Here is a 13,464-nt window from a genome sequence, read left to right as displayed (position 1 = left end):
CGCACTCGCCCACGGTCCGTACCCTTCCCGGAACCCCGCGTGCGAGATCGTGGTGCTGACTGTCGTTCACAAGACATCGTGCCTGCCCAGAAAAGGCTTCGACAGTCTCGCCACGTTAACTGCGTGTATGGCAACGGGGTGAACCGGCCATCAGCGAGCAAAGCGCCGGTGACCTGGACCGACTCGCCGAGAACGGACGCGGGGCGCCCGCCCCGTCCGTCACGCAGCGCAGCCGCCCTGCTGTGACTCAACGGGGATCGGGCGCCCCGGCGAGACCGCGTACGGCGCCGATCACCCCGGCGACGCGGTCCCCGGTCGCGGTCGGCCCGTGGGCCGAGGCGATCGCGATGATCTCCATGGCGGCGAGCCGGTCGACATGGCGCCCGAAGATCCGCGGGTCGAGCCAGCGGTGCCAGGGGCTGAGCCCCGCGCCGAAGGCGCGCACCGCCTTCAGATAGTCCTCCAGCGGGAGGTCACCCGCGTCCGCGGTCGCGACCGGCACCTCGGCCCCGAAGCAGTCGGCCGCCCAGTAGACCCCGCTGCGGTCGTCGTACAGCCCGCGGGTCGCCGGGGCGTCGTAGAGCGGGGGCCGCACCGCGGTCAGCCGCCGGTCGCCCGCGTCGAACGACTCGTCGTCGGCGATCCGGCGCGTACGGCCCGGCGGCGGCGCGAAGCCGCGTCCCGGACGCGCGGGCGAGCCGGTGACCAGCGTCGCGGCCGGGCACATCTCCAGGGCCACCTCCAGGTTGCCCGCGTGGTCGGGGTCGTCGTGGCTCAGGAAGATCCATCGCACGTCGCGCGGTTCCACGACCGCGAAGACGTCCTCGGTCCAGCGCTCGCGGTGCTCGGCCGCGCCGGTGTCCACGATCACCGGCTCGCGTCCGGTGATGACCATCGAGTCGATGTGCGCGTACCCCGCCGCTACGGGTTCGATCACCGGGACGAGCACCACGTCGGGCGCGATCCGCCAGGGGCCTGTCGGCTGTGTGTCCATGCTCCACAGGCTCGGCTGACGGTCTTGTTCCGAACTTGGCGCGGGCTTGCCGGGGTTCAGCGTCCCTCGTGGCGCTCCCGGGCGGCGACGACCTCGGGCATGCGCTCCTCCGTCCAGGCGAGGAGGGGAAGCAGGCGCTCGGCGGCCTCACGGCCGAGCGGGGTGAGGCTGTATTCGACCCGGGGCGGGATCGTGTGCTCGGCCTCCCGCAGCACCATGCCGTCGCGTTCCAGTGCCTGGAGGGTCTGGGACAGCATCTTCTCGCTCACCCCGTCCACGCGGCGGCGCAGCGCGTTGAAGCGGTAGGGCCCTTCGTACAGGGCCGCAAGCGCCAGGATCGCCCATCGGCCGGTGAGGGTCTCCAGCACGGTGCGCGAGGTGCACTTCCGTGAGAAGACGTCGGCGACGAGCTCCTCGAACTCCTCCATGGCCGTCAGCTTACGCTCTCGAAGTACTTTCTGATAGAAAGCACTAACCGAAGGAAAGCACTGTGGAGGAGAAACCATGATTGTCGTGACCGGAGCCACCGGACACCTCGGCAGGCTGGTCGTCGAGGAACTCGCCGTACGCGTGCCCGCCTCGCGGATCGTCGCGGCGGTGCGCAGCCCGGAGAAGGCGGCCGACCTGGCCGAGCGGGGCATCCAGGTGCGCGAGGCGGACTACGACCGGCCCGCCACGCTGGGACCGGCGTTCGAGGGCGCCACCAGGGTCCTGCTCGTCTCCGGCAGCGAGTTCGGCCGACGGGTCGACCAGCACAAGGCCGTGGTGGACGCCGCCCGGGCGGCCGGCGTCGAACTGCTCGCCTACACGAGCATCCCGCGCGCCGACACCACCCCACTGGGCATCGCGCCCGACCACAAGGCGACCGAGGAGTACATCCGCGCGAGCGGGCTGCCCTTCGCCTTCCTGCGCAACGGCTGGTATCACGAGAACTACATCGCGGCGGCCCGGCAGGGCGCGCAGAGCGGCGTCATCCCGGGCAGCGCCCGCGACGGCCGCGTCGCCTCGGCGGCGCGCGCCGACTTCGCCGCCGCCGCGGCCGCCGTCCTGGCCGGTGAAGGACACCGCGACGCGGTGTACGAGCTGACGGGCGACGTCGCCTGGAGCATGCCCGAGCTGGCCGCCGTGGTCTCCGAAGTGTCCGGGACGCCGGTCGAGTATCGGGACCTGCCCGTCGCGGAGTACGCCAGGGCGCTGGAGGCGAACGGCCTGCCCGAACCGGTCGCGGCCCTGTTCGCCCAGGTCGACGCCGACATCGCCGACGGCTGGCTCGGCGACACCCCCGGCGACCTGTCCCGCCTCATCGGCCGGCCGACCACGCCGCTGCGCGACACCCTCGCCGAAGCCCTGAAGAACGGATGATCACACGCTGTTGAGCAGGGCCAGGATCGGCTTCTCGTAGAGGGCGACCCCGGAGCGGCGGACGAGAGCGAGCGCGGCGCGCAGGCGGGGGCCCGCCGCATCGCGGTCGTCCCGCGCGAGCGCCAGGCGGGCCAGGCACAGGTCGGTCACCGACCAGCCGAGCAGGCGGCCCTGATGCGGCAGGAGCAGGTCGTGCAGCGCCGCCGCCGCGGCCCTGTCGGCCAGGGCCAGGCACACCTCGCTCAGCAGGTCGGGGATGAACCGGTAGGCGATGTCGCCCCGCATGCCGGCGAAGCCGTCGTGGGCCAGCTCCGTGAGGACCTCCGCGGCCTCGTCCCTCCTGCCGAGGTCGAGCAGGGCCGCGCAGCGCAGCACCCGCCATCCGGGCTGGCCGGGCCGCCGTGCCAGCGCCTCCTCCGCCAGCGCCAGCGCCGCCGCCGCGTCGCCCCGCGTCCGCGCCGCCAGGCAGCGGAACACGCGGGCCCGGCTCTCGGCGTGGTCGCGGCCGAGCGCGCCCTCCGGATGGAGCCGGACCGACTCCTCCGCCTCCGCCAGGGCGCGGCCGGGGTCGCCGCGGAGATAGGCGTGGATCGCCGACAGCCAGGCGGCGAGGCTGAGCAGGGCGGGCTGCCTGATCCTGCGCGCGGTGTCCGACAGCCAGGTCAGCAGCCGGTCCGCCCGCTCCAGCTCGCCCTGTTTGACCAGCTCGACGTGCTCGGCCTCCAGAGCCAGCCATTCGGCCACCAGATCACCGGTCCGGCGGGCCACCTCGGTCATCTCGTCGATGGCCGCCTGCCTCTCTGCGTGCCCGGCGACCCCACGCGAGAGGATCTCGTACGCGCTCAGCGCCCGCAGCAGCGAGCCGTCGTCCCCCCGCAGGCGGGCCTCCCGTACGGCTTCGGCCGCGAGCGCGCAGCTCTCCTCGACCGGCCGGGTGAAACAGCCCGTGACGGCGAAGGCCGCCAAGAGCTGGGACCGCCAGGGCGAGCCCTCCCCCTGGCTTCGCAGCGCCCGCTCGATCCGCCCGGTCAGCGCGCCGCCCGCCGCCCACTCCTCGTACATCGCCCACGACAGCGGGTCGGAGAACCCGAGCGCGGCGCGGGCCAGCCGGTCGTCGTCCCCGAGAGCGTCGGCGATCTCGGCCGCCTCCTCCAGCGAGGCGTGGACCTGCGTGCTCATCCCGGCCGCCGACTGCGCCTCCGCGAGACCGAGCAGCAGGTCGCACCGAAGCACAAGGCTCTCACTCGAGGCAGCCACCGGCAGCTGGCCGGTGAGTGCGACGGCGTGCCGCAGGTGCTCGACGGCGTCCTCGTAGGCGAACTGGGCCATGGCGTGGGCGGCCGCCTGCCGGGCGTACTCGATCGCCTTGGCCGCCATGCCGGAGATGACCAGGCCCTCGCGGTAGTGGTGCGCCAGCTCGGCCAGGTGCGTGCCGCGCCGTTCGAGCACGGCCGCGATGCCGGCGTGCAGGCGACGCCTGCGCAGCGGGGCGAGGCCGTCGCGCAGCACGTCGCGGACGATGTCGTGGGCGAACCGGTAGACGAGGTCGTGCTCGGTGAGCAGGCGCGCCCGGACGGCCGCGTCGAGCACGTCGAGCACCTCGTCGCGCGGCACGTCCATCACGTCGTGCACCACGTCGAGCAGCACGTCCAGCGGGGCGTCGCGGCCCAGCAGGGCCGCCGCCGACAGGACGCCGGGGGCGCCCGGCGGCATCGCCGCCATCCTGCCGCGCAGCACGTCCGCGACCGCGCCCGGCACCTCTCCGCCGTCCAGGTGGACGAGTTCGCCCAGGAAGAAGGGGTTGCCGCCGGTCCGCCTCGCCACCTCGGCCGCCCGCGTCGCGTCCGCGCCCGCCCGCCGCAGATACTCGGCGATGGCGTCCTCGCCGAGGCCGCCCAGCGTGACCCGCTCGACGTGCGGGAGCCGTACGAGCGTGGCGAGCGTGCGGGCCAGCGGCCCGCTCACCTCCGTGTCGCGGTAGGTCGCGATCACGGTCAGCTCCTGGCACGCCCGCGTGGTGGCGAGGAACTCCAGCAGGCGCAGGGACGAGGCGTCGGCCCACTGGAGGTCGTCGAGGACGACGAGCACCCTGCCGTGCGCCGCGGCGTGCTCCGCGACGAGCCGGGCGAACGCCTCGTACAGCGCGAACTCCCCGGTCGCGCCGAGCATCTCGGCCAGTTCGCCGTGCCGTCCGGTGAGCTGCCGTACGGCCTGGGCCCAGGGCCAGAACGGCGGCGCGCCCGTGCCGTCCCAGCAGCGGCCGAAGACCGCCACGGGCGCGTGCGCCGCGGCGTCCTCCGCCAGGCTGGTCTTGCCGATGCCCGGCTCGCCCGCCACGAGCACGATCAGCGGGCCGTCCGCGGTGACGGCGCGGCGCAGGACGCGCGATTCGGCGGCCCGCCCGATGAGCGCGCCCTCCCGCCGTCCCGGACCGTCGGTGTCCGCCTCGGGCACGGGGGGCGCGATGGGGGCGGGGTCGTGGGCGATCGCGGGCGGGGGCGGTGGCGTCAGCGCGGGGTCCTGCTCCAGGATCCGCCGCTCCAGCTCGCGGGAGCGCGGATCGGGGTCCAGGCCGAGTTCGCCGACGAGCAGCCGGCGGCCCTCGGTGAGCAGGGCGAGCGCGTCCGCCTGACGGCCGGCCTGGTAGAGGGCGTGCGCGCCGAGCCTGCGCAGCCGCTCGCGCAGGGGATGCGCCGCCACAAGCCTCGTCAGCTCGGGCACCAGCGCCGGCCCGAGCCCGAGCGCGAGCTCGGCCTGGGCCACGTCCTCGACGACCGAAAGCCTGAGCTCCGCCAGATGGGCGATCTCGTCGCGCGCCCAGGGCTCGTCCTCGAACCCCGCCAGCGGCTCGCCCCGCCACTCCTTCAGCGCCAGGCGGAGCTGCCCGGCGGCTCCCGCGTGGTCGCCCGCCTCCAGCAGCCGCCTGCCCGCCGCGACGGCCGCCGCGGCACGACCGAGGTCGAAGCTCTCGGGCGGCAGCTCGATCGCGTACCCGCCCGGCCTGCTCAGCAGCACCGACGGCTTCGCCCTGCGCACCCGGCCGGGTTCGAGCACGCGCCGCAGCTTCGACACGTACGCCTGCACGGTGTTGACCGCCCCCGGCGGCGGCTCCCGCTCCCACAGCGCGTCCACGATCCTGGCCGTGCTCACCGGACGCGGCGCCGCCAGCACGCACAGGGCCAGCACAGCCCGCTGCTGGGACGGCCCGATGTCGAGCGGCGTCCCCCCGTCGTCGAGCACGACGACCGGGCCGAGCACGCGGAACTCCAACACGATCCCCTCCGGTTGCGGTCCCCCGAATGTATCCCGCCGCAGTAGGAGTTTTCGGACGATCAGCAGCAAAGTGTCAGCGAGGGTCAGTGGCGCGAGCCGCGGACGCGGGTGCGCCGCAGCAGACGGCGACGCGGCCCGGCCGCCCGGCCGTCGGTGTGCAGCCACAGGTTGACGCCGGTCCCCCCGAGCGCCGAGGGCTCGATGCGCACCCCGCCGCCCGTCGACTCGGCCAGGCGCCGGGCGATGTCGAGGCCGAGCCCGGTGGAGCCGGCCCCGCTGTTGCCCCGCCGCAGCGCCTTCTCCGGATCGGGGATGCCCGGGCCCGCGTCCGCGACGAGGATGCCCACCATGCCGCTCCCCCGATGCAGGGTGACGCGGAAGGCCGTGCCCTGCGGCGTGTGGCGGAAGACGTTGCCGAGCAGCGCGTCGACCACCGCGCCGAGGTCGGCCGCGGCGACCGGCACCGGGCTGGGCTCGTCGGCGCCGACGAGCTGCCAGGGCCGCGCCTGGTCCTCGGCCAGCGCCGACCAGAAGGCGAGCCGTTCCCGCAGCACGAGCGCGGCGTCGCAGCCCGCAGGCACGGCCCGGGACGGCCGCCGGGCCGCTTCGATGATCTCGTCCACGGCCTGCTCGAGCCGGTCGATGGCGAGCCTGCGCTGCTCGGCCTCGGGGCCGGTGCCGCCGAGGTTGAGCCGCAGCGCGGTCAGCGGGGTGCGCAGCCGGTGCGACAGGTCGGCGGCGAGCTCGCGCTCGGCCGCGAGCAGTCCCGCCACCTGGTCGGCCATCGCGTTGAACGCGCGCCCGGCGGCCACCAGCTCGGGCGGGCCGTCCGGGACGATGCGCACCGTCAGGTCGCCCGCCCCGAGGGCCGCCGCCGCCTGCCCGAGCCTGCGGGCCGCCCGGACCACCCGGGCTCCGAGCCGGTCGGCCACCACCACCGACCCCACCACCAGGGTGACCGCGACGCCGGTCAGCACGGCCCAGGAGGTGGACACGCCCTTCCTCGCGTCCGCCTCGGGCGCGTACGCCTCGATGACGGCCCGCCGTCCGTCGCCCAAAGCGACCGGTCTGAGCAGCACGTATCCCCTGCTGACCGGCACGGTCCTGGCGCTTTCCGCCGCGCTCGCGACGTCGGCGGCCGTGACCCGGGAGCGGCCCACCGTGCGTCCGCCGGTGAGGTGGACGGCCAGGCGGGAGGTCCCCGCCGGGGTGCTGGCCAGCGCGCGCTCCAGCGCGGCGGCGTCGTCGGTCACGACGAGGGCGGGCACGATCGTGGCGGCCTGGCGTTCGGCGTCCGCGAGCGCGCGGCTCTCGGCGATCTCCTTGACCGCGACGGCCAGCGGGATGAGGAAGGCCAGCGCGACCATCGCCGTCACGGCCACCGCCACCAGGGCCAGGCTCCGTCTCACCGCCGCTCCCGCTCAGGACCTCGTGCCGTTATCGCGGTTCCCGCTTCGGGGCTCAGCCCTCGGCAGGGGGGCTGAGGCGTACGCCGACGCCCCGCACGGTGTGCAGATATCGGGGACGGGACGCGCTCTCGCCGAGCTTGCGCCGCAGCCAGGACAGGTGGACGTCGATCGTCTGGTCGTCCCCGTACGACTGCCGCCACACCTCGGCCAGCAGTTCCCTGCGCGAGATCACGCGGTCGGGACGGGCGGCGAGGTAGGCCAGCAGGTCGAACTCCCGGCGGGTGAGGTCGAGCGGCGCGCCGTCCAGGCGGGCCTCCCTGCGATCGGCGTCGACGACCAGGCCGCCGACCCTGGCGACCGACGACGGCGTCCCGGGCCTGGCCCGGCGCAGCACGGCCTCCAGGCGGGCGTTGAGGTGGTCGCCGGAGAACGGCTTGACCAGGTAGTCGTCCGCGCCGTCGCGCAGCAGGCGGACGATCTCGGCCTCGTCGTCCCGCGCGGTGGCCACGATAACCGGTACGTCGGAGATCGCCCGGAGCATCTTCAGCGCCTCCGCGCCGTCGAGGTCGGGCAGCCCCAGATCGAGGACGACCACGTCGGGGGCGATGTGGGCGATCTCCCGAAGGGCGTCGAGCGCCCGGCCCGCGCTGCGGACCGCGTGGCTGCGCCCGGTCAGGTCGCGAATGATCGCGGACCGGACGAACTCGTCGTCCTCAACCACCAGAACGGTCGCCATGGGGCAGAAACGTACACTCCCGCTTGGTACGGCGTCCCGAGAAGAGCGATCCGAAACACGGGGATTTGCGGCTATTTAAGGCATGCACAAATCCGTAGAGGTTGACCGAAAAGGACCGAGCGGCAATTCGGGTCACGGGATAGAGTGAGCGGCCACATGAGAAGGGCCGCCGGTTACTTGATCGCCTGGTGCGGGGCCACCGCGCTCGCCGTCGGCGTGTCCTGGCTCGGCGTGCGCGACGTGCTGCGCAGCGCGATCCTGGACGAGGCGCCCCTCGCTCCCGTCGTGGCCGTCGCCGCGCCCCTGTCCGCCTCGCCGGGCGTCCCCGCCCCCACCCCGCAGGGCACCCCGGACGGCGGAGCCTCCGGCGGCACGTCCGAGGAGCCGCCCGGGCAGCCGTCCCCGGCCGGCTCGACGCCCGGCCATCGGTCGCCCTCCCCGCCCACCGCCACTCCGGTGCGGACCGCGCGGACCTCCCCGGCACCGCGCCCGGCCCGTGCCACGCGGCCGGCGAGATCGGCGGAGCCCTCGCCCGCCGCACGGCAGCGCAAGGCCGCCGGCGGGGAGAGCCTGCACACGTTCACCCTGAAGGGCGGCCGGGCGACGATCGCGGTGACCTCCGCGGACTGCCGCGTGGTGACGGCGACCCCGAACGACGGCTACGAGGTCAAGGTCTGGGAGGCCGACCAGTGGCTGCGGGTCGCGTTCCTCCGGGACACCCATGAGTCGTCGGCGTTCTGCACGTGGAACGCCCTGCCCCCCAGGCTCGACACGTACGAGAACTGAGGGGCCCCGGCCGTCCGCCGGGAGAACTCAGTCCAGGAGGGCGCGGTACTTCTTGAGCTCCTTGATCTCGGCGCCCAGCGAGGTGGCGGTGGCGACGGCCAGCGCCTTGGCTCCCTCGAAGGCGCCGCCGGCCTGCTCGGCCCGGGCGAGCTTGATCGCGCCGTTGTCGTGCTCGATCATCAGCGTCACGTACTTCCGGTCGAAGGACGGGCCGTTCAGCTTGGCGAGCGCCTCGATCTCGGCCCGTTTCTGCGTGCCCGGCATCGCGTGGTCGCGCGGCAGCGGCTCCGCGCCCCACATGTCGAGCCAGCCCTTGAACGTGCGGATGTCGGTGTCGCGGGCCGTGGCGACCTTCGCCGCGAACTCGCCGACCCACGGGTCGCCCGCCCGGGTCTGCGCGAGCCTGGCCATCTCCAGGGCCTGGAGGTGGTGCGGGACCATCTGCCGGGCGAACGCCACGTCGGCGGCGTTGGTCCCGGCGGACGGCTTCGCCGCGCCCGTCTCGTCCGGCGTGGCGCTGAGCGCGGACCCGGGGGTCTGCGTGGCCTCGGGGCTCGGCGTGGCCTCCGAGGTGAGGGGCGTCTCGACGGTGGTGGCGGGCGAGGCGGCCACCGGAGCGGGCGAGGCGGCCCCGCCCGCCGGGTCCGGCGCGCCGCATCCGGCGAGCAGGGCCGTCGCGAGCACGCCCGTTAACGCTCCCGGTAACGCGGCCGTCACACGAGCCGTCACAGCGGGAAGCCGGCGGATAGTGGTCGTCACTGGAGGGCCTTTCCGGTTCTGACTGGCGGACGGACGCGACGGCCGCCGGGGCCGGGCGCGTTCGGATCCATCCGTGATCCCTTGCCGCAGGACCCTACCGCCGAGCGGCGGCTCCGGCCGCCCCCGCATGGCGTTTCGGCATATTTACGGTGATTATCGGACAAGCTGGGCATCACGTGTCAAAATTCCCATTCGCTTCCCTGGATCACCCCTGTGCTCTAGCCTCCAACTGTGCCAAAGCGGAGCGAAACTCTACGAAAGGTTTCACACCGAGGAAACCTCTGTTGACACGAGCGAAACAGTGATACTTTCGCTTGGGAGCGCTCCCAAGCCGTGTGAACCTTCGGGCCGAGGAGACCGGATGGCCGATCTTCCCACCCTCGCAGAGGTAGCCGCCGCAGCCGGCGTCTCCCCGGCAACAGCTTCCCGGGTCTTGACCGGCTCGGTACGCGTGACCACGTCGACCCGCCGACAAGTCCACGACGCTATGTCGCGTCTGGGCTATGTACGGCGCCGCGCCCCCAGGGGATCCGCGGGCAGGCGGGCCGAGCAGATCATCGCCGCGGTCGTCTGCGAGCACAGTCCACGCCTTTTCACCGAGCCGTTCTACGCGAGGCTCCTGTCCGCCTGCGAGGAGGTGCTGACGACGCACGGGGTCCCCATGGTCGTGATGACCGCGACCCCTGCGACCGCCTCCATCGCCGCGCCGCCGCTGGTCGCGGGCGCCGTCGACGGCGTCCTTCTGATCGGGGCACGCGCGCGGCACCCCCTCGCGGTCACGCTGGCGGCCTCGGGCGTCCCGGTGCGCTGTGCCGGGCGGCCGCCAGACGGCATCGACCTCCCGTTCGTCGACATGGACAACCGTGACGGCGGACGGCAGGCGGCCGAGCACCTGCTGCTCAACAACCGCAAGCACATCGCCACCATCGCCGGGCCGCCGACCCTGCCGGCCGCCCGCGACCGGCTGGAGGGCTTCCGGCAGACGCTCCGCGACGCCGGTGTGCTCGACATGCCCGTGGCGTACGGCGACTTCACCCACGCGTCGGGCGCGCACGCCATGCAGTGGCTGCTGCAACGGGCGCCGCACCTCGACGCCGTGTTCGCGGCGTCGGACGTGATGGCGGCCGGGGCGATGCAGACACTGCGCCGCGCCGGGCGGAAGGTGCCGGACGACGTGGCCGTCATCGGATACGACGACGCGCCCGTGGCCAGGCACACCTCGCCGACGCTGACCACGGTCAGGCAGCCCGTCGAGGAAATGGCCACGCTCGCCGCACGACTGCTTCTCATGACACTCGGGGACGGGGACAATCCCAAGGGCAATCCGGTGCTGCCCACGGAACTGGTGGTTCGTGAATCGGCCTGAGCTTCGAGAAGGCGACGTCCTGACCCGTCGTTATCTGCTCCAGGAGCGGATAGCGACGGGCGGGATGTCGGTCATCTGGCGTGCCTTCGACCAGTCACTTCAGCGCATGGTCGCGATCAAGGTGCTGGACGGCTCGCTCGACGACGACAACCCCGGACGGGAACTCATGCGCCGGGAGGCCAGGGCCACCGCCCGGCTGATCCACCCGGACGCGATCGAGGTCTACGACTACGGCGAGACGGTCACGAACGGCGGCAGGCTGGCGTCCTTCGTGGTCATGCGCCTGTTGGAGGGCCGGTCGCTGGCCGACCGGGTCATCGAGGGCCCGCTGCCCTGGGCCGAGGCGGTGGAGATCGCCGCCGGGCTGGCCAAGGTGCTGGCGGCGGCCCACGACCGGGGCATCGTCCACCGGGACGTCACCCCGGAGAACGTGCTGCTCGCCGACGACGGGCCCAAGCTGCTCGACTTCGGCATCGCCGCGTTCATCGGCGAGGCCGACGACCAGCTCGTCGCCGACTTCGGCACTCCGCCGTACGTCGCGCCGGAGCGGCTGAAGGGGACGACGGCCGACCCGGCCGTGGACGTCTACGCGCTCGGCGTGCTGCTGTTCGAGATGCTCACGGGCGCCCTGCCCTACCCGGAGAAGACCTGGGAGGCGATCGAGACGGCGCGGCGGGAGGGACCGCCGCCGGCGCCCGAGGGGGTGCCGGGCCTGCCGCAGGAGGTCGCCGACCTGTGCCGGCGCTGCCTGTGCCCCGACCCCGTGGACCGGCCGAGCGCGCGGGCGGTCGCCGCCGCCCTGACCACGGTGAAGAAGCCGCCGGGACCACGCGGGGCCGGCTGGGGCGCCGCCGCCGTCGGGGCCGCGGCCCTGGGCGGCATCCTCTGGTTCACCCAGACACACGGCCCGGAGGTCGGAGCCGTCGTTCTGCTGCCCAGCCCTTCACCCGCGCACGCGCAGGCCACCGCCTCGCCGCCGCCGCAGGTCGAAGCCGTCGCCGTACCCCGGCATACGGTCGCCCCCGTCGCGGACCCGTTACGCGCGGCCGCGCCGGCCCCGCGTCACCCCTCCCCCTCGATCAGCGTCAAGGCCGTCAAGAAGGACCGGCACGCCGAGGACACCGTCAGGCGGCCGAAGACCTCGGCCACCCGTAAGTCCGGAGTGGCGCCGCTGCCGCTGGCCACCACGGCCGCGCCGATGCGGGTCGACACCGCGGTCCGGCAGTTCAACCTGCTCGTGGACGGTGCCGAGGCCACCCACGACATCGACGACGACGTCGCGCTCGACCTCAAACAGGTGCTGCGCAACGCCGTCGCCAACGGCGAGGGGCTGTCCGCCATACGCACCAAAATCGAGGTCCGGTATCAGGAGGGACGGCTGCCGTCCACGCTGAAGGAGGAACTGCTGGCCGCGCTCGACCGGGTCGAAGCCGCCCTCACCGAGGCCAGCGACACCTGAAATGGGAGCGCTCCCAGAACAACCCTCTGTTGAGTTCAGTCAGGACCGAAAGTCCGAGCGCGTCCGTTAAGCGTTCAGCTCGCGACCGAAATTATCTTCTACTGGCGTGGGGCCGGCCGACGACGTCCCGCCTCCGCCCGGCGGTCAGATCCGTCTGATCGTCGCGAGCCAGGCCGGTGCACCGTCGTCGTGGTATCTCGTCCGAACCCGGTCCGGTTCGATGGTGGCGACATTCCATCCGTCGCGGGGATCGAACGCCGCTCTCAGCTCTTCCCGGCTGACAGGGTGCGGCCCGGTGCCGGGACCGTCGTCGCTGAAGCACAACACGTACAGGGTTCCGCCGTGTTCTGTCACCGACGCGAGACTCGTCACATATCCGGATCGCTCGTCGCCGTCGAAGGTGTGGAACAGCCCGCAGTCGAGCACCGTCTCGAACCTGCGCCCCAGACGATCCAGACGGAGGGCGTCAGCCGCGGCGAACTCGACCTGGACCCCACGGTCGCCGGCCTTCTCCCGGGCGATCGTCAACGCCGTCTCGGCCACGTCGACGCCCAGAACCGGCAGCCCCAGCGAGGCGAGGTGAAGAGCGTTCTCGCCGGTTCCGCAGCCCGCGTCGAGAACCGCTCCGGCGAATCCGCCTTCGGATGCCAGACGCACTATCGCCGGCTGCGGCCGTCCGATGTCCCAAGGCGCGGGACCGTCGTGGTACGACGCGTCCCACGGCAGTCCCGTCATCCGTTCATGACTGGTCGGATGCCGCCCGCCGTACGGATCGTCGGCGGGGCTTTTCGATCGCTCCGGCAACTTCTTCCCCTTCCTTGTTTCGATCTTTTCGGGTCCGTCACGCCCTTGCATAGGCAAGGCAAAATCGGATAGGCCGTTGCCCCATGAGCGGATTCAAGAAGTTCCTCATGCGGGGCAATCTGGTGGAGCTCGCCGTCGCCGTGGTCGTGGGCGCGACGTTCAGCGGGCTCATCCAGGCCCTCGTGCAGGACCTGATCACCCCCCTGATCGCGGCCATCACGGGCGGGAAGCAACCCGACTTCTCCAGCTACAGGTTCACGGTCAACGGCGCCGTGTTCAAGTACGGCGACTTCATCAACCACCTGCTGACGTTTCTGATCGTCGCCGCCGTGGTCTACTGGCTGGTCGTCCTGCCGATGACCCGCTTCCTGAGCCTCTTCGACACCAAGAAGGAGGCCACAGAGAAGAAGTGCCCCGAGTGCCTGTCGGACATCCCCGCCGACGCCCGCCGCTGCGCCTTCTGCACGGTCGAACTATCCACCGTCCCCGCCGCCGAGAAGCCCCCTGCCTGACCTC

General features: G+C 73.1%; 12 protein-coding genes. 5 read left to right on the top strand and 7 right to left on the bottom strand.

The window, feature by feature from the left end; all coding sequences use genetic code 11:
- Nucleotides 1–247: 247 nt before the first annotated feature.
- On the bottom strand, nt 248–994 hold the full coding sequence (locus HHX35_RS24725; protein WP_182901134.1) for an MBL fold metallo-hydrolase: 747 nt from the start codon (nt 992–994) through the stop codon (nt 248–250).
- A 56-nt stretch (nt 995–1,050) separates the two neighbouring features.
- Nucleotides 1,051–1,422: a helix-turn-helix domain-containing protein gene (locus tag HHX35_RS24720; RefSeq protein ID WP_182901133.1), complete on the bottom strand. Its 372-nt coding sequence runs from the start codon at nt 1,420–1,422 to the stop codon at nt 1,051–1,053.
- 76 nt (nt 1,423–1,498) lie between these two features.
- On the opposite strand from HHX35_RS24720, the gene HHX35_RS24715 reads away from it, so the two are divergent.
- Nucleotides 1,499–2,356, top strand: a complete 858-nt coding sequence (locus HHX35_RS24715; RefSeq protein WP_182901132.1) for an SDR family oxidoreductase — start codon at nt 1,499–1,501, stop codon at nt 2,354–2,356.
- Here HHX35_RS24715 and HHX35_RS24710 read toward each other — a convergent pair whose 3' ends face one another.
- The 3 genes from HHX35_RS24710 to HHX35_RS24700 all read right to left on the bottom strand — a co-directional run bounded on the left by HHX35_RS24710 (nt 2,357) and on the right by HHX35_RS24700 (nt 7,774).
- On the bottom strand, nt 2,357–5,629 hold the full coding sequence (locus tag HHX35_RS24710) for a BTAD domain-containing putative transcriptional regulator (RefSeq protein WP_182901131.1): 3,273 nt from the start codon (nt 5,627–5,629) through the stop codon (nt 2,357–2,359).
- Nucleotides 5,630–5,712: 83 nt separating this feature from the next.
- Nucleotides 5,713–7,038: a sensor histidine kinase KdpD gene (locus HHX35_RS24705; protein WP_182901130.1), complete on the bottom strand. Its 1,326-nt coding sequence runs from the start codon at nt 7,036–7,038 to the stop codon at nt 5,713–5,715.
- 52 nt (nt 7,039–7,090) lie between these two features.
- Complete coding sequence (locus HHX35_RS24700; protein ID WP_182901129.1) at nt 7,091–7,774, bottom strand: response regulator transcription factor; 684 nt, start codon at nt 7,772–7,774, stop codon at nt 7,091–7,093.
- A gap of 156 nt (nt 7,775–7,930) precedes the next feature.
- Between HHX35_RS24700 and HHX35_RS24695 the strand changes: the two genes are divergently transcribed.
- Nucleotides 7,931–8,560, top strand: coding sequence for a hypothetical protein (locus tag HHX35_RS24695; protein WP_182901128.1), 630 nt, complete (start codon nt 7,931–7,933; stop codon nt 8,558–8,560).
- A 27-nt stretch (nt 8,561–8,587) separates the two neighbouring features.
- Here the strand turns inward: HHX35_RS24695 and HHX35_RS24690 are convergent, their stop codons facing one another.
- Nucleotides 8,588–9,244, bottom strand: coding sequence for a DUF305 domain-containing protein (locus tag HHX35_RS24690; RefSeq protein WP_182901127.1), 657 nt, complete (start codon nt 9,242–9,244; stop codon nt 8,588–8,590).
- Between the two features lie 436 nt (nt 9,245–9,680).
- Here HHX35_RS24690 and HHX35_RS24685 point away from each other — a divergent pair, with 436 nt between their 5' ends.
- Together HHX35_RS24685 and HHX35_RS24680 are read left to right on the top strand one after the other, a co-directional pair.
- Nucleotides 9,681–10,685 carry a LacI family DNA-binding transcriptional regulator gene (locus tag HHX35_RS24685; RefSeq protein ID WP_030510556.1) on the top strand — a complete coding sequence of 335 codons (1,005 nt, stop codon included), beginning with the start codon at nt 9,681–9,683 and terminating at the stop codon, nt 10,683–10,685.
- A complete protein-coding gene (locus HHX35_RS24680; protein WP_182901126.1) occupies nt 10,672–12,144 on the top strand; it encodes a serine/threonine-protein kinase in 1,473 nt (490 codons plus the stop codon). Before HHX35_RS24685 ends, HHX35_RS24680 begins: the two co-directional genes overlap by 14 nt.
- 144 nt (nt 12,145–12,288) lie before the next feature.
- Here the strand turns inward: HHX35_RS24680 and HHX35_RS24675 are convergent, their stop codons facing one another.
- Nucleotides 12,289–12,879: a class I SAM-dependent methyltransferase gene (locus tag HHX35_RS24675; protein WP_182901125.1), complete on the bottom strand. Its 591-nt coding sequence runs from the start codon at nt 12,877–12,879 to the stop codon at nt 12,289–12,291.
- Nucleotides 12,880–13,031: 152 nt separating this feature from the next.
- Between HHX35_RS24675 and mscL the strand changes: the two genes are divergently transcribed.
- Nucleotides 13,032–13,460: a large conductance mechanosensitive channel protein MscL gene (gene mscL, locus HHX35_RS24670; protein ID WP_182901124.1), complete on the top strand. Its 429-nt coding sequence runs from the start codon at nt 13,032–13,034 to the stop codon at nt 13,458–13,460.
- Nucleotides 13,461–13,464: the final 4 nt, after the last annotated feature.

The organism is Microbispora sp. H10830 (genome assembly GCF_014161375.1).
Taxonomy (GTDB): Bacteria; Actinomycetota; Actinomycetes; order Streptosporangiales; family Streptosporangiaceae; genus Microbispora; species Microbispora catharanthi.
The sequence above is the reverse complement of the archived record's forward strand: the minus strand, read 5'-3'. Positions and strand labels throughout refer to the sequence as shown.

Bases quoted from the DNA above. Each gene is read 5' to 3' on its own strand.
- HHX35_RS24725 (WP_182901134.1), bottom strand. From the start codon at position 994: ATGGACACACAGCCGACAGGCCCCTGGCGGATCGCGCCCGACGTGGTG.
- HHX35_RS24720 (WP_182901133.1), bottom strand. From the start codon at position 1,422: ATGGAGGAGTTCGAGGAGCTCGTCGCCGACGTCTTCTCACGGAAGTGC.
- HHX35_RS24715 (WP_182901132.1), top strand. From the start codon at position 1,499: ATGATTGTCGTGACCGGAGCCACCGGACACCTCGGCAGGCTGGTCGTC.
- HHX35_RS24700 (WP_182901129.1), bottom strand. From the start codon at position 7,774: ATGGCGACCGTTCTGGTGGTTGAGGACGACGAGTTCGTCCGGTCCGCG.
- HHX35_RS24695 (WP_182901128.1), top strand. From the start codon at position 7,931: ATGAGAAGGGCCGCCGGTTACTTGATCGCCTGGTGCGGGGCCACCGCG.
- HHX35_RS24685 (WP_030510556.1), top strand. From the start codon at position 9,681: ATGGCCGATCTTCCCACCCTCGCAGAGGTAGCCGCCGCAGCCGGCGTC.
- HHX35_RS24675 (WP_182901125.1), bottom strand. From the start codon at position 12,879: ATGACGGGACTGCCGTGGGACGCGTCGTACCACGACGGTCCCGCGCCT.
- mscL (WP_182901124.1), top strand. From the start codon at position 13,032: ATGAGCGGATTCAAGAAGTTCCTCATGCGGGGCAATCTGGTGGAGCTC.